At 45.7% G+C, this 14,766-nt stretch carries 16 protein-coding genes, 1 tRNA gene and 1 riboswitch; of the genes, 15 read left to right on the forward strand and 2 right to left on the reverse strand.

Features of this window, described 5'->3' with window-relative positions:
- Positions 1–5: 5 nt before the first annotated feature.
- On the reverse strand, positions 6–1,223 hold the full coding sequence (locus CBF27_RS02890) for an SPFH domain-containing protein (protein ID WP_126812238.1): 1,218 nt from the start codon (positions 1,221–1,223) through the stop codon (positions 6–8).
- Positions 1,224–1,395: 172 nt separating this feature from the next.
- Here CBF27_RS02890 and dnaX point away from each other — a divergent pair, with 172 nt between their 5' ends.
- The 15 genes from dnaX to CBF27_RS02965 all read left to right on the forward strand — a co-directional run bounded on the left by dnaX (position 1,396) and on the right by CBF27_RS02965 (position 13,681).
- Positions 1,396–3,123 carry a DNA polymerase III subunit gamma/tau gene (gene dnaX / locus CBF27_RS02895; protein WP_126812240.1) on the forward strand — a complete coding sequence of 576 codons (1,728 nt, stop codon included), beginning with the start codon at positions 1,396–1,398 and terminating at the stop codon, positions 3,121–3,123.
- A 27-nt stretch (positions 3,124–3,150) separates the two neighbouring features.
- Positions 3,151–3,465 (forward strand): YbaB/EbfC family nucleoid-associated protein, encoded by a 315-nt coding sequence (locus tag CBF27_RS02900; protein WP_211334593.1) that lies wholly within the window; start codon positions 3,151–3,153, stop codon positions 3,463–3,465.
- 55 nt (positions 3,466–3,520) lie between these two features.
- A complete protein-coding gene (gene recR / locus CBF27_RS02905) occupies positions 3,521–4,117 on the forward strand; it encodes a recombination mediator RecR (protein WP_126812242.1) in 597 nt (198 codons plus the stop codon).
- Positions 4,118–4,141: 24 nt separating this feature from the next.
- The gene (tmk, locus tag CBF27_RS02910) at positions 4,142–4,789 is read left to right on the forward strand and encodes a dTMP kinase (RefSeq protein ID WP_126812244.1); all 648 of its coding nucleotides are present in this window, start codon (positions 4,142–4,144) and stop codon (positions 4,787–4,789) included.
- A 20-nt stretch (positions 4,790–4,809) separates the two neighbouring features.
- Positions 4,810–5,139 (forward strand): cyclic-di-AMP receptor, encoded by a 330-nt coding sequence (locus CBF27_RS02915; RefSeq protein ID WP_126812246.1) that lies wholly within the window; start codon positions 4,810–4,812, stop codon positions 5,137–5,139.
- Between the two features lie 20 nt (positions 5,140–5,159).
- Positions 5,160–6,086, forward strand: coding sequence for a DNA polymerase III subunit delta' (gene holB / locus CBF27_RS02920; protein ID WP_170174985.1), 927 nt, complete (start codon positions 5,160–5,162; stop codon positions 6,084–6,086).
- An 11-nt stretch (positions 6,087–6,097) separates the two neighbouring features.
- The gene (locus tag CBF27_RS02925) at positions 6,098–6,952 is read left to right on the forward strand and encodes a PSP1 domain-containing protein (RefSeq protein WP_126812250.1); all 855 of its coding nucleotides are present in this window, start codon (positions 6,098–6,100) and stop codon (positions 6,950–6,952) included.
- Position 6,953: 1 nt separating this feature from the next.
- On the forward strand, positions 6,954–7,295 hold the full coding sequence (locus CBF27_RS02930; protein WP_126812253.1) for a DNA replication initiation control protein YabA: 342 nt from the start codon (positions 6,954–6,956) through the stop codon (positions 7,293–7,295).
- 42 nt (positions 7,296–7,337) lie between these two features.
- Complete coding sequence (rsmI, locus tag CBF27_RS02935) at positions 7,338–8,222, forward strand: 16S rRNA (cytidine(1402)-2'-O)-methyltransferase (RefSeq protein ID WP_126812255.1); 885 nt, start codon at positions 7,338–7,340, stop codon at positions 8,220–8,222.
- A gap of 103 nt (positions 8,223–8,325) precedes the next feature.
- A riboswitch (purine riboswitch) is annotated at positions 8,326–8,423 on the forward strand.
- Between the two features lie 56 nt (positions 8,424–8,479).
- The gene (locus CBF27_RS02940; protein WP_126812257.1) at positions 8,480–9,055 is read left to right on the forward strand and encodes a xanthine phosphoribosyltransferase; all 576 of its coding nucleotides are present in this window, start codon (positions 8,480–8,482) and stop codon (positions 9,053–9,055) included.
- Between the two features lie 6 nt (positions 9,056–9,061).
- Entirely contained in the window at positions 9,062–10,357 is a 1,296-nt protein-coding gene (locus CBF27_RS02945) for a nucleobase:cation symporter-2 family protein (RefSeq protein WP_126812259.1), read from the forward strand.
- Between the two features lie 187 nt (positions 10,358–10,544).
- On the forward strand, positions 10,545–11,033 hold the full coding sequence (gene purE, locus CBF27_RS02950) for a 5-(carboxyamino)imidazole ribonucleotide mutase (protein ID WP_126812261.1): 489 nt from the start codon (positions 10,545–10,547) through the stop codon (positions 11,031–11,033).
- Positions 11,017–12,147: a 5-(carboxyamino)imidazole ribonucleotide synthase gene (gene purK / locus CBF27_RS02955; protein ID WP_126812263.1), complete on the forward strand. Its 1,131-nt coding sequence runs from the start codon at positions 11,017–11,019 to the stop codon at positions 12,145–12,147. The genes purE and purK overlap by 17 nt, the downstream gene beginning before the upstream one ends.
- Positions 12,148–12,163: 16 nt before the next feature.
- Positions 12,164–13,459 (forward strand): adenylosuccinate lyase, encoded by a 1,296-nt coding sequence (gene purB / locus CBF27_RS02960; RefSeq protein WP_126812265.1) that lies wholly within the window; start codon positions 12,164–12,166, stop codon positions 13,457–13,459.
- Positions 13,460–13,593: 134 nt separating this feature from the next.
- Positions 13,594–13,681, forward strand: a tRNA-Ser gene (locus tag CBF27_RS02965).
- A gap of 150 nt (positions 13,682–13,831) precedes the next feature.
- On the opposite strand, the gene CBF27_RS02970 is transcribed toward CBF27_RS02965, so the two are convergent.
- On the reverse strand, positions 13,832–14,665 hold the full coding sequence (locus CBF27_RS02970; protein ID WP_126812267.1) for an AraC family transcriptional regulator: 834 nt from the start codon (positions 14,663–14,665) through the stop codon (positions 13,832–13,834).
- Positions 14,666–14,766: the final 101 nt, after the last annotated feature.

The following is a 14,766-nucleotide window of genomic DNA, read 5'->3' on the forward strand; positions in this document are numbered from 1 at the left end:
GCCACCTATACCGGCAAAGCCTTGAACGGTTTGCCGCACTCCGGACAAAATTTCGGTAATTTATCCGTTATCGTGACGATTTCGCCGCATTCGCTGCAACGCATTTGGATACCGCCGCTAGTTGCCGCCGGTTTCGGCTCACCGCATTCCGAACAGAATTTTCCTGTATTGACCGTGCCGTCATTTGGGCAAGTCCAGCTGTTTTCCGTATTCGTCTGCTGCTGCTTCATCTGTTCTGTATTGGTCTGCGACGCCTGAGAGAAGAATCCGCCGCCGGCTGCCATGCCTGCACCGACTCCCATGAAACCAGCCATGCTGCCGCCGGGATTTGAGCCGGCGTCCTTTAACCCTTCTGCAATAGATCCTTGGACAAAACCTTCTCTAATAGAAGGGTCGCCAAGCATTGCGCCTTTGTTGCGCATGTTGATCAGCTCAGTTGAATCATCCGTGTAAGAGATGCTGGCGACTGCGACCGAGACGATTTCCATGCCGCGCAGTGTGCGCCAATCTTCATCCAGCACGTCAGCCATGTAGCGGCTGAGTTCCATACTTTTGGAAGGTACATAGGAAATGCGCTCTCCGGCCGCCGACATCTGGTTGATAGCTGTTTGCAGGGCAGTTAAAAACTCTGCCAGAAACTGCTCGTTAATATCTTCGACATCGATACGCTCTTTATTTCTTGGTGCGACTTGTTGGAAGAAAAGAATCGGGTCGACGATGCGGATTGAGTAATTGCCGTGTGCCCGCAAAAATAACTCAGCGTTGTAAAAGTTATCGAAATAATTCAGCGGGGCACTTGTCCCGAACTTAATGCCTTTGATTTCCTGTAAATTGATAAAGTAAACTTTTTGTTTTTGCGGTGTGGTTCCGCCGAATTTGAAGCGGCTGAAAGACTCGCTGACAGCCTCTTTCAACCCGCCGGTGAACATGGAAGGCGCCGAGTCATTTTTGACTGTGTAATAACCTTCCTCGGCGGTGAAGTCGATGATTTTCCCGCCGTCAACAAGGAGCATCATCATGTTTGGATACACATGAATCACGGAACCGTCAGTAATCACATCAGCAGTCCCTTTGCGATTGGCTCCGCGTTTATTGTCTTTTCGGACAGCCACCCCTTCAACCATTACTGAGGTGTTTGACATGTCATCCGGTTCAATAATCTCAAGCCACTGGTCTGCCAGTCCGCCGCTGATAGCGCCGGCTGCTGCTTTAATAATGCCCATATACCCAACTCCATTCTTTACTTTGCCTAATTTGGTGTCTTCATTCTACCACAGTTAAAAATCAGTAAGCAACAATCTGGACAGCTGAATATTCACATGGTGTACAGTGGCTTTTTTTGACTATTTCACGTATAATAAACTGTATCGGATTTTTTTTGAGAGGAGATTGAATGTGGTTTATCAGGCACTCTATCGTGTATGGCGTTCCCAGACTTTCGACGCATTGGTCGGACAGCAGATGGTCACTCAAACGTTGAAAAATGCCATCACACAAAACAAAGTCTCCCATGCGTATCTCTTTACCGGCCCGCGGGGTACCGGTAAAACCAGTGCGGCAAAAATTTTTGCCAAGGCAATCAACTGCCGGCACAGTGTTGACGGCGAACCTTGCAACCAGTGCGAAAGCTGTCGTGGGATTACCGAAGGACGCATCAATGATGTGATTGAAATTGATGCAGCCAGCAATAACGGTGTGGAGGAAATCAGGGACATCCGCGAAAAAGTCAAATACGCACCGACGCAGGTCGATTATAAAGTATATATTATTGATGAGGTCCACATGCTGTCGACAGGTGCATTCAACGCCTTGTTAAAGACATTGGAGGAGCCTCCGAAGCATGTGATTTTTATTCTGGCAACAACGGAGCCTCATAAAATTCCGGCGACTATTATTTCGCGAACGCAGCGCTTTGACTTTAAACGTATCGGGATAACAGACATCAAAACACATATGGCGAACATTCTCAATGAAATGGCCGTGCGCTTTGATGAACAAGCTTTGACGATTATTGCGCGTGCGGCTGAAGGCGGTATGCGTGATGCGTTGAGCATCCTTGATCAGGCAATTTCTTTCAGTGATGAAAGCCTGACTGTGGAAGATGCGCTGCAAGTGACCGGCAGTGTGACAACTGATATTATGGACCGGTATCTGCTCGCTTGTCTGGCCGGTGAGGTTGAACCGGCATTGGAGATTTTGAATACCCTAGTTGCAGAAGGCAAAGAAAGCAACCGAATCGTTGAAAATCTGCTGATGTACTGCCGGGATATTTTAATGTACCAGCAGGCGCCAAAACTGGTCATGCAGCAGAGCGGGCAATTGACAGACGGCTTCAAACAACTTGCTGAAACGATGCAGCAGCCTCAGCTGTACGAATTTATCAGACAGCTGAACGACACGCAAAAAGAAATAAAATTTAGCCACCAGCCAACAGTCAATCTGGAAATTTTGACAGTCAGACTGGCAACTGAGGTCGGTCAAGCTGCCCAAAACAGCAGTGCATCACCGGTGTCTGCTGAAGACGATGTGATCAAGCAGTTATCGGCCCGTATTCAAGGATTGGAAGAAGAAATCAAACGGCTTAAAAACAATACAGCAGAAACGAACGAACACGATGCAGCCGAGCGGCAGCCGGCCCGCAAAAACAAGGCGCCGTCCTACCGGGTCCCGGTGGAGCAGGTCTATCAGGTACTCGAAAAAGCAACCCGGGAGCAGCTGGTGCAGGTGCAAAGCGTCTGGCAGGACTTGCTTCAAGTTCTGACAGTGACACAGCGGGCGATGGTTCGTGCAAGTGAACCTGTAGCCGCCAGCAGCGACGGGCTGGTCATCGCGTTTGATTACGAAATTGTGTGCCAGCGGGCAAACAGCGACGATGACTTGCGGCAAAACATTTTCAATGGGTTGTCCCGCTTTATTCAATATGAACCGCACATCGTCAACATCCCGAAAGAACAATGGGGTCCGCTTCGTTCGGAATTTTTGAATCACGGACGGGCGAATGGCCAGTTCGCAGATGAACAGCCGGAAGAACTCGCCGGCCGGCCGGACAACCAGAAAGAGCCGGATATTGTCGACGAAGCAAAACAGCTGTTCGGCGAATTAGCAGAAGTGATAGATGATTAATCAGCAAAATAAGGAGAGAATAATGATATGATGCGTGGAATGGGTAATATGCAGGGCATGATGAAGCAAATGCAAAAACTGCAGAAAGAAATGACAGCCAATAAGGAGATTTTAGACAGTCAGGAATTTCAAGGCGAGGCAGGAAACGGTTTAGTAAAAATCATGATGACTGGTGATAAAAAAGTAACCGACGTGGTCATTCAGCCAGACGTGGTCGACCCGGATGATATCGACATGCTGCAAGATTTGGTATTGGCGGCAACCAACGATGTTCTTGAAAAAATCGACCGCGAGACTGAAAAAGTCATGGGCAAATACACCAAAGGCATTCCAGGCCTATAATTCAGATGGATACAGGAAGGCAACTTCCTGTTTTTTTAGAAGGAAGGAAAACGATATGAACTATCCATTGCCGATAGCAAAACTGATAGAAAGCTATATGAAGCTGCCGGGAATAGGTGCCAAGACAGCTACGCGCCTGGCGTTCTATACGATTGATATGCGTGAAGAAGACGTGACGGAATTCGCCCGCTCACTCATCAGTGTTAAACGCGACCTTCATTATTGCAGTATATGCGGCAATATCACAGAAGATGAAAAATGTGCCGTATGCGCAGACGACAGCCGGGATAAAAGCACGATACTGGTGGTCGAAGAGTCCAAAGATGTGATGTCGATGGAAAAAGTCCGCGAGTATCACGGCTTGTACCATGTGTTGAATGGCGTCCTTTCGCCGATGGAAGGTACAGGGCCGGATGACTTGAATATCGCTTCACTAATTAAACGGCTGCATGACGACACAGTGAAAGAAGTCATTATTGCAACGAATGCCACGACTGACGGGGAAGCGACTGCCATGTATCTGTCAAGGCTGATCAAACCCGCGGGCATCAAAGTGACCAGACTGGCTCACGGCTTGTCTGTCGGAAGCGATATAGAGTATGCTGATGAGGTGACTTTGTTGAAGGCTGTGGAAGGCAGACGCGAACTATAAATGCAAAGGGTAACAGGTGACAAGATGAAGACAGGTATATTTATCAGTATTGAAGGACCGGATGGCGCGGGCAAAACAAGTGTGCTGCAAGAACTGCTGCCGCGGCTGCAGGCAGCTGCAAAAGTGACAGTGATGTCGACAAGAGAGCCGGGAGGTATTCCGATTTCTGAAAAAATCAGACAAATCATACTTGACCCCGGCAATTCGGAAATGGACAAACGGACTGAAGCTCTGCTCTATGCGGCAGCCCGCAGACAGCATTTAGTGCAAAAAATCCTGCCCGCATTAGCGGACGGGCAACTCGTGGTTTGCGACCGGTTTGTTGACAGCTCGCTCGCTTATCAAGGAGCCGGACGAAGAATCGGTATAGAAGCAGTGGCGGAAATCAATGCATTTGCCATCGAAGACAAGTACCCGGATTTGACGCTTTACTTGGATGTGGATTCAGATACCGGGTTGGAGCGGATACGAAAGGGCAGAAAGTCGCATGAGCTGGACAGACTGGACGTGGAATCACCCGAATTTCACCAGCGTGTCCGTCACGCCTACCTGCAAATTTTAGCAGATAATCCGGACCGCATCATCAGAGTGGATGCGAGGGAAAATATAGCAGATGTAGTGGAAACGTGTTATTCTATAATTAAAGAGAAGTATCCTGATCTTTTCAATTAACACGAAAGGTTGTGTGGAAAATGAAACTGATTTTAGCGATTGTTCAAGATAAAGACAGCAACAGACTGTCAAATGAATTCATCGAAGCAGATGTCCGTGCCACTAAACTGTCGACGACGGGCGGCTTCCTGAAGTCCGGCAACACAACATTTATTGTCGGAATTGATGATGAACGGGTGGATGAGGTACTGGAAATTATCAAAAAAGTTTGTCAGGCACGGGAGCAGTATGTCAATGCCCCAATCAGCCTGGACATCTCCATGGATACCCATTCGTCCTATCCCATCGAAATTCAAGTCGGCGGAGCTACTTGTTTCGTGCTGCCGGTTGAAGGGTTTCACCGATTCTGATGACAACACAGGAGAAAAACATGATTCAAGAGAAGCAACCGGAATGGCTGGTCTTTTTCGAACAGATTTTTTCAAAGAACCGGCTGTCCCACGCCTACTTGATAACCGGCGACAAAGGCAGCGGGAAATATGAACTGGTGATGTGGATTGCGCAAAAGTTGTTTTGCACACATGCTGATTTTAGTAAGAGACCTTGCGGCGATTGTTTGACATGCCGCCGGATTGCCGCCAACGAGTATCCGGATATTATTCACATCGTACCGGAAGGACTGAGCATCAAAGTTGACCAGGTGCGTCAAATCAAGGAAAGCTTTGTCAGAAGCGGACTTGAATCAAATAAAAAAGTCCTGATTATCGAAGATGCCGAGAAAATGACTGCCAGTGCTGCTAACAGCTTGTTAAAGTTTATCGAAGAACCTGACACGAAAATTTATATCTTCTTTTTGACGACCCAAAAAGGAAAGATTTTGTCAACCATTCAATCCCGCTGTCAGCAGATAAATTTGCTGCCTTTAAAAAAGGAACTGATACAGCAGGATTTAATGAAACAGCACATACCGGAACGGACCGCATTCATTTTGTCAAAATTGTCTGAGAGTACCGAAAAAGCGGTTGAATTATTTGAAGATGAGTGGTTTAATAATGCTAACGAGAGTGTTCAAAAGTGGTTTGCGTACATTAGAAAAGGCGACATGTTTGCTTTTGTCTTTGTACAGCAAAAACTTGTGGCACTTTGTAAAGAAAAAGAACAGCAGCTGCTTGTCCTGAATCTGCTGCTCATATATCACGAATGGTTGTTGAAGGACTGTTTGGAAACTGACCGGGCAACGATTAACAAACTTGCTGGTGCAATGGACGAGATTTTATTGGCGCAGCAAAAGTTGTCAGCAAACCTAAGTTTTCAAAATGTTAGCGAACAACTGTCCTGGCGCTTATTAAATCAATAAGGAGGACCAATATGGTAGAAGTTGTCGGTGTCAGATTTAAACCGGCGGGACGTATTTATTACTTTACTCCTGAAAAACATCGGGAATATACATATAATCAGCGTGTACTGGTGGAAAGCCAGAAAGCAAAGGAACTAGGAATCGTCGCCATCCCCAGAAAGCAAGTGGCAAAAGAGGACCTGCCGGATGAATTGAACCCTATTCTTCAAACGGCAACGTCCGAGCATTTGAAAAAAGAAGCCAAAAACCGCGAAGATGCTGCGGCTGCTTTTTCGGTTGCCAAAGAAAAAATAGCAGCTCATAAGCTTGAAATGAAACTGATACAAGTGACCTATTCGTTTGACCGCAGCAAAATGGTTTTCACCTTTACTGCCGAAGGGCGGATAGACTTCCGTGAATTGGTTAAAGATTTGGCCTCAGTATTCAAAACACGGATTGAACTAAGACAAATCGGTGTCAGAGACGAGGCGAAAATTTTAGGCGGTATCGGACCATGCGGCCGCCAGTTATGCTGCAGTACATTTTTAGGCGATTTTATGCCGGTTTCCATTAAAATGGCGAAGGTTCAAAATCTGTCGCTGAATCCGGCCAAGATTTCCGGATTGTGCGGGCGGCTTATGTGCTGTCTGAAATATGAGAACGACGTGTATGAAGAAGCACGGAAAGCATTGCCTGATTTCGGTAAAATGGTTGTGACGCCGGACGGTGAAGGAAAAGTGATCGGCCTGAACCTGATTAGCCGGATAGTGAAGGTCCGCTTGCTTCATCGTGAGACGCCTGTCGATTACGATCATGAGGAAGTCACGCTGAAAACAGAAGCTGTTGCAGCTTCTCAAGGGAAAGCAAAACGAGAAAAGGAAGAATAGCATGGAAAAGCGTACACTATACGATGAACTTCAAAAGTTTGAACAAGAACTGCAGGCAATTCTTGCTCAAGTCGGCGACATGAAAACTGCTATTCACTCACTTGTAGAAGAAAATCTCAATTTGGAGCTGGAAAACAAGCATTTGCGGGAGCATCTGATTCAGCTCGAAAAAACGCAAGGCAGCTCTGACGGCAAGCAGGAATTGTCCAAATCCCGTCTTAATCTTGAAAAACTGTATGAAGAAGGGTTCCATGTATGCAATATTTTATACGGGTCCCGTCGTGAAAATAATGAAGAATGCGCGTTCTGTCTGGATGTCATTTACGGTGAGCGCGGAAAATAAACTGTCAGGAATGTTCCTGTCAGTTTTTTTAAGGAGAAAAAGATGCACATACAACGAAGTTTTACCGCAAAAAATACAGGCACGTTATATTTAGTGCCGACCCCCATCGGCAATCTGGAGGACATGACATTTCGCAGCATCCGCATACTTAAAGAAGAAGTTGCAGTTATTGCCAGTGAAGACACGCGCAACACACAAAAATTGCTGAATCACTTTGAGATTGGCACAAAACAGGTCAGCTTTCACGAGCATAACAGTCAGGAACGGATACCTTATTTGCTGGAATTGTTGGAAAACGGCAAAAGCATAGCACAAGTCAGCGATGCCGGCATGCCGTCCATCAGCGACCCGGGGAAAGACTTGGTCAGAGCGGCAATCGAAGCCGACTTGCCGGTCGTATCGCTGCCGGGAGCAACAGCTGGTGTGACGGCTTTGATTGCGTCAGGGATTTCGCCGCAGCCGTTTCTCTTTTACGGATTTCTGCCGAGAAAATCATCAGAACAGAAAGCCGTTTTGGCAGAGCTGGCGGAACGGAAGGAGACGCTGATTTTTTATGAATCGCCGTACCGTTTAAAAAAAACAGTCGCATTAATGACGGAGATATTCGGCGGGGAGCGTCGTGCGGTTTTATGCAGAGAACTGACGAAACTTTATGAAGAATACATGCGCGGCACCTTGTCCGAACTGAATGACTTTTTTGCCGAACATTCAGTGAAGGGCGAGTGCTGTCTGGTCATTGCCGGAAACGACCGCCCGCAGCAAGCAGATTCGGCATATGCCGAGCTGGGTGTGAAAGCCCATGTGGAACATTTGATGGCTGAACAAGGGATCACATCAAAGGAGGCCATCAAACAAGTTGCCAAACTACGGGCGTTAAAAAAACAGACAGTTTATCGCGCGTACCACGACTTGTCGGAAGAATATTAAGAATTTCATGACAATACGTTCGTTTTAAACTGATTTTCAAGTTTTTTATGAAAATTTACGAACATTTGACAATTTTCAGTTGATTTTTATGGTTTTTTAACGCATAATATGTAAGTAAGAAACTTATATATGACTATAATATGGTTAGTCGTCTCTACCCGATACCGTAAATATCGGACTATAAGTAAATAAAGATACTGAAAAGTGCCTTTTTTTGCTTGAGAAAGGTGCTTTTTTTGACGTTTAGGAGGATTGTTTTGAAACAGTTAATGGACAGAATCAAACAGGACGGGCGTGTATTGAAAGAAAATGTCCTGAAAGTTGACAGCTTTTTAACCCATCAGGTCGATCCGGAACTGATGAGCGACATCGGCAAGGAGTTTGCCAAACAATATCAGCACCGCAACATTACAAAAGTAGTAACAATCGAATCATCCGGTATTGCGCCAGCCGCATTTGCGGGTCTGGCATTGGGGGTGCCTGTCATTTTCGCGCGGAAACAGAAAAGCCTGACCATGAATCAGGAACTGCTGACCGCAGAGGTGTATTCATTTACAAAACAAGAAACGAATACCATTGCGATTTCGGAACGTTTCTTAAACAGCGAAGACAACGTTCTGGTCATTGATGATTTTCTGGCAAACGGTCAAGCGGCCTTAGGATTGATTGAACTGTGTCAGCAAGCCGGTGCCCACGTGGAAGCCATCGGCATTGTGATCGAAAAAGCCTTCCAGACAGGCAGAAAACTGCTGGAAGATAAAGGCTTTGAAGTGTATTCGCTGGCCCGCATCCAGTCGCTTGAAAATAATCATGTCAGTTTTGTGGAGGACTAAACAGCAATGAATAAGAATGAAAGTCATGGAAAATCAGCGATTCTCGGTTTGCAGCACTTACTGGCGATGTACGCCGGGGCAGTCGCTGTGCCGTTATTGATTGGTCAAGGGTTAGGGTTCAGCACAAAGGATATGACGTATCTGATTTCAATCGATATCTTTATGTGCGGCGTCGCCACACTGCTGCAGCTGACTGTCACGAAGTTTTTCGGTATTGGACTGCCCGTTGTCCTGGGGTGTGCTATTCAGGCCGTGGCGCCGTTGATTATGATTGGCTCTAAACACGGACCGGGTGCTATGTACGGCTCGATTATTGCGGCAGGAGTGATTGTTGTGCTGATTTCAGGTTTCTTTTCTAAAATCAAACGACTCATTCCGAATATCGTGACAGGTACCGTTATTACTGTTATCGGCCTGACGCTGATTCCCGTTGCTGTTACCAAAATGGGCGGCGGCGATACCGGACATGCTAATTTCGGCGATCCGAAAAATATTTTGCTTGCATTGGGCACAGTCATTTTGATTGTCGCCACACAAGTGTGGGGACGGGGCTTTATGCGCTCTATTTCAGTTCTGATCGGGCTGGTTGCCGGCACGGTGGTGGCAGGTGCCATTGGTCTTGTCAGTTTTGACCCGGTCAGAGAAGCCAGCTGGTTTCATTTTCCGCAGCCATTCTACTTTGGCAAACCGATCTTCGATGTATCATCCATTTTTTTAATGACGGTTATTTCACTCATCAGTATGGTTGAGTCGACAGGAGTCTATTTTGCCTTGGGCGATATTCTTGGTCAAAAAGTCGGAGAGGAAAAGTTGAAAAAAGGCTACCGCGCGGAAGGTATCGCTGTGATTCTCGGGGGTATTTTCAACACATTCCCTTATACCGGTTTTTCTCAAAACGTCGGCCTGGTTCAGCTTTCAGGAATTAAAAGCAGACGCCCTGTATATTACACGGCATTTTTCCTGATTTTACTTGGCTTGTTGCCTAAAGCGGGTGCTTTCGCCCAAATCATACCGGAGCCGGTGCTTGGCGGCGGCATGCTCGTCATGTTCGGTATGGTCGCTGTTCAAGGGATTAAAATGTTGTCCAGCGTTGATTTTAACAATGATAAAAACTTGCTGATTATGGTGATATCGATCGGATTGGGATTGGGATTCAACAGCATGCCGACGCTGTTCAATCAATTTCCGGAAACAGTTCAGATGTTCACTGGCAACGGGATTGTCATCAGCAGCTTGTGCGCAATTCTGCTGAATTTGCTGTTTAACGAATTGCCTGCATTAAATTCGAAAAATAAAGGATAAAGCTAAACTCGTTTCGCAAAATACTATGTTATTTTGGTTGAAACGAGTTTTTAGGCTTGTTTTCACATCCATTCACGAACATTAAATAAAAAAATATTAATATAATTCGAACATGCTTTACACGAAAGAAGTGAATTGATAAGATAGACATAGCCTATAGAGAATGTGAAGAGAGAGGAGATAAATCATGTCAGCAGTTGTTGGTGTTATTATGGGAAGTACGTCTGATTGGCAGACGATGAAAAACGCCTGTGATATTTTAGAGGAATTCCATGTTGCTTACGAAAAAAAAGTTGTTTCAGCACATCGGACGCCTGATATGATGTTCCAGTATGCAAGCGAGGCACGGGAGAGAGGCATCAAAGTCATTATTGCCGGTGCAGGCGGTGCCGCTCATTTACCGGGGATGGTGGCAGCTAAGACGACGCTGCCGGTCATTGGTGTGCCTGTCCAGTCGAGAGCGTTGAACGGCTTGGATTCTCTTTTGTCGATTGTGCAGATGCCGGGGGGCGTGCCGGTGGCAACCACGGCTATAGGGACAGCCGGAGCGACGAATGCCGGTTTGCTGGCAGTTCAAATGTTAAGCATGACTGATGAGCGGTTAGCCCGTCAGCTTGACGAAAGACGGCTGAAATTGGAGGAAAAAGTGAAGGAGAGTAGTGAGGAACTTGTCTAAGTTAATTTTACCTGGACAGACAATCGGCATTATCGGCGGCGGTCAGTTGGGCCGCATGATGGCATTTTCTGCGAAGGAAATGGGTTTTTTTGTTGGGATACTTGATCCGACACCTGACTGCCCGGCAGCACAGGTGGCAGATTGGCATATTATCGCTGATTACAATGATGAATTGTCTTTGTTAAACATGTCAAAAAGATGTGACGTCATCACCTACGAGTTTGAAAATGTGGATGTTGACGGTATAAAGTATATTGAAAAAATGACGCACATTCCGCAAGGGACTATCGGCTTGTCAGTCACACAGGACCGCTTGTCGGAACGCAGTTTTTTGGAGTCCAATAATATCAATATCGCGCCATACGAAACCGTGGTGGTCGTGTCTGATATCAGGGATTCTGTATCGAGCATCGGCTTCCCATGTGTTGTGAAAACAACGCGCGGCGGCTATGACGGCAAAGGGCAGGTTGTCCTGTATTCAGAAGAGGACATTGATAAATCAGTGCCTTTGATTCAACACGGGCCGTGCATTTTAGAAGCATTTATTCCTTTCGTCAAAGAGCTTTCCGTGATGATAGCGGCGAACCAAAATGGCGATTATACCATTTTTCCGATTGTGGAAAACATCCATAAGAACAGTATTTTGCAAAAGACCATCGCTCCCGTTGCTCTCAGCCAAGATATAGTCGACCAGATTCATTTGACGGCGAAAATTATCGCTTCAGGGTTGCAGTTAAGCGGTGTGATGGGTATTGAAATGTTTTTGACTGAAGAAGGGACAATCTACGTCAATGAGTTGGCACCGCGTCCGCATAATTCTGCGCACTATTCAATCGAAGCGTGCAACTTTTCGCAGTTTGACGCCCATATCCGGGGGATTTGCAATTGGCCGCTGCCGGAAATCACGTTGTTGTCGCCGGCTGTCATGCTCAATATATTAGGCGAGCAAGTGGTGGATGTATTTGCTCAAATACCGGAGAAAAAGAACTGGCATTTTCATCTGTATGGCAAAAAAGAGTTGAAAGAAGGACGCAAAGTCGGCCATGTCACTATTTTAACAGAGAATCTGGAAGAGACACTGCAGGAAATTGCAGAAACAAACATTTGGGATTAGATAAGGAGACTGAAACATGCTAGAACGATATACAAGACCTGAAATGGGAGCTATTTGGACAGAGGAGAACAAGTACCGCGCGTGGCTGGAAGTGGAAATCCTTGCCAGCGAGGCATGGGCTGAATTGGGGGAAATCCCTAAAGAAGATGTCCAAAAAATCAGGGAGAACGCAGATTTTAATGTAGACCGCATTTTGGAAATCGAAGAACAGACCAAGCATGACGTGGTCGCTTTCACGCGCACAGTGTCAGAGAGTCTGGGAGATGAACGGAAATGGGTCCATTACGGCTTGACCAGTACGGATGTCGTGGACACGGCGTATGGTTATCTGCTGAAACAGGCTAACGATATTTTGCGTCAGGACTTGAATCGTTTTGTTGATATCATCGGGGAGAAGGCAAAAGCCCACAAATATACAGTGATGATGGGCAGGACGCACGGGGTACATGCTGAACCGACGACATTCGGGCTGAAGCTGGCATTGTGGTATGCTGAAATGAAGCGTAACGTGGAACGTTTTGAACATGCCGCCAAAGGAGTCGAAGCCGGCAAAATCAGCGGTGCTGTCGGAACCTTCGCCAATACACCGCCTGAAGTGGAAGCTTATGTCTGCGAGAAACTCGGCATTCGTGCACAGGATATTTCAACGCAAGTGCTGCCGCGTGATTTGCATGCAGAATACATTGCGGCGCTGGCTCTGATTGCCACAAGTATTGAAAAGTTTGCCATCGAAATCCGCGGACTGCAAAAATCTGAAACCCGTGAAGTTGAGGAGTACTTTGCAAAAGGGCAGAAAGGGTCTTCTGCCATGCCGCATAAACGCAATCCAATCGGTTCGGAAAACATGACGGGGCTTGCGCGTGTTATTCGCGGGCATGTTGTCACTGCTTATGAAAATGTATCTTTATGGCATGAACGGGATATTTCTCATTCATCTGCCGAAAGAATCATTATCCCGGACACAACGATTCTGTTGAACTATATGCTGAACCGATTTGCCGGTATTGTGAAAAACTTGACCGTTTTCCCTGAAAATATGCTGCGCAACATGGATGCCACATTTGGTTTGATTTACAGCCAGCGTGTGTTGCTGAAGCTAATCGATAAAGGCATGAGCCGTGAAGAGGCGTATGACTTGGTACAGCCGAAAACAGCCTATGCGTGGGACAATCAGACACAGTTCCGTCCGCTGATTGAAGATGATGAACGGATTATGTCCGTATTGACTCTTGAGGATATTGAGGATGCGTTCAACTATCAATGGCATTTGAAGCATGTGGATACGTTGTTTGAGCGGGTCGGGTTGGCGTAGAAATAGCGAGGCAGTCACCTTGATTCAGTGGCTGTCTCTTTTATCTAAAGAAAAATAAAAAAAATACAATTAATTGATGAAAAAAAAGTCAAAAACAGTTATAATAGATTTTGTGGTTAAAAAGCCATTTAGCTGGAAGCGTATCGAAGTGGTCATAACGAGCCGCACTCGAAATGCGGTAGTCCTTAATTGGGCTCGTGGGTTCGAATCCCACCGCTTCCTTAATAAATTTCCGAAAACGTTGATTTATCAGCGTTTTTTTCTGTTTACAATCTTTGATGAAAGATAACTATAAAAAAATCCTGGCAGTTTTTTTGATTGTTGGGTGACTATCACATCTTTAACAAACAAAACAACCATGAATCAATAAATTCACGGTTGTTTTTTTGTCTTCGAATACTCCGAGGGCGGAATATTAAAGTATTTTTTAAACAGTTTGCTGAAATGATAGGCGTCCTGATAACCGACCAGGTTTGCGACTTCCTTAATCGGCATTTCTTCGTTTTCCAGCAATTCTTTGGCTTTGTTCATCCGTACTTTGATAAGGTAGTTGATTGGTGTATCGCCGGTTTCTTCTTTAAAAAGCTTGGAAATATAGGCGGGACTGATATACATCTTACTGGATAAGCTTTCAAGGCTGATATCCTCAGCATGGTAGGTTTCCAGATAATAGATGATATCATTGACGAGTTTTTTCTTGTCAGATTTTTTCGTATTTTTAGGCAGCAGTTGAATAGTTTGGCTGGCTGTTGCCCGGAAAATATGCACCCACAGCTGGCTGACCAGATGTTTTACTGCCAAATCTTGATAGGGGTGATTGCTGTTTTTTTCTTTGATGATTTGTTGAATCGTTTCCATAAAAGCAGTTTGATAATCGCCTAAATGCAAGATAGGCGAATAAGACGGAAAATAATTGGATTCGTAGCCGGTTAATTGGAAATTGTCTATGCCGATATGCAGCTGATGGCTGCCTGATGCGTCACGTTGTTCTTCCCAGTGCATGGTATAGGGATTGAGGCAGATGACATCGCCTTGCTTCAAAATATATGTTCTGTCGCCGATGTGATAGACGCTTGTTCCCTCGACGATAACGCTTAATTCAATGAACCCGTGGAAATGCTGTTTAGCCGCTTGCCCCGGTTTCCAAAAACCGTCGAAAATATATAACACTTCCGGATTAAATGTTTTAGATGGTATGTTTAGCATCGTTCTTTCTCACTCCTGACATCTCTACAATATATTACATGAATTTGTGAAGATAATCCATTCTTTTATTAAAAAAAACAGGCTACTCTATATCGTAGTCG

This window comes from Vagococcus acidifermentans (assembly GCF_003987655.1).
GTDB lineage: Bacteria > Bacillota > Bacilli > Lactobacillales > Vagococcaceae > Vagococcus_B > Vagococcus_B acidifermentans.

Coding starts and splice junctions, on each gene's coding strand:
- CBF27_RS02890 (WP_126812238.1), bottom strand. CDS start 1,223: ATGGGCATTATTAAAGCAGCAGCCGGCGCTATCAGCGGCGGACTGGCA.
- CBF27_RS02900 (WP_211334593.1), top strand. CDS start 3,151: ATGATGCGTGGAATGGGTAATATGCAGGGCATGATGAAGCAAATGCAA.
- recR (WP_126812242.1), top strand. CDS start 3,521: ATGAACTATCCATTGCCGATAGCAAAACTGATAGAAAGCTATATGAAG.
- tmk (WP_126812244.1), top strand. CDS start 4,142: ATGAAGACAGGTATATTTATCAGTATTGAAGGACCGGATGGCGCGGGC.
- CBF27_RS02915 (WP_126812246.1), top strand. CDS start 4,810: ATGAAACTGATTTTAGCGATTGTTCAAGATAAAGACAGCAACAGACTG.
- holB (WP_170174985.1), top strand. CDS start 5,160: ATGATTCAAGAGAAGCAACCGGAATGGCTGGTCTTTTTCGAACAGATT.
- CBF27_RS02925 (WP_126812250.1), top strand. CDS start 6,098: ATGGTAGAAGTTGTCGGTGTCAGATTTAAACCGGCGGGACGTATTTAT.
- CBF27_RS02930 (WP_126812253.1), top strand. CDS start 6,954: ATGGAAAAGCGTACACTATACGATGAACTTCAAAAGTTTGAACAAGAA.
- rsmI (WP_126812255.1), top strand. CDS start 7,338: ATGCACATACAACGAAGTTTTACCGCAAAAAATACAGGCACGTTATAT.
- CBF27_RS02945 (WP_126812259.1), top strand. CDS start 9,062: ATGAATAAGAATGAAAGTCATGGAAAATCAGCGATTCTCGGTTTGCAG.
- purE (WP_126812261.1), top strand. CDS start 10,545: ATGTCAGCAGTTGTTGGTGTTATTATGGGAAGTACGTCTGATTGGCAG.
- purB (WP_126812265.1), top strand. CDS start 12,164: ATGCTAGAACGATATACAAGACCTGAAATGGGAGCTATTTGGACAGAG.
- CBF27_RS02970 (WP_126812267.1), bottom strand. CDS start 14,665: ATGCTAAACATACCATCTAAAACATTTAATCCGGAAGTGTTATATATT.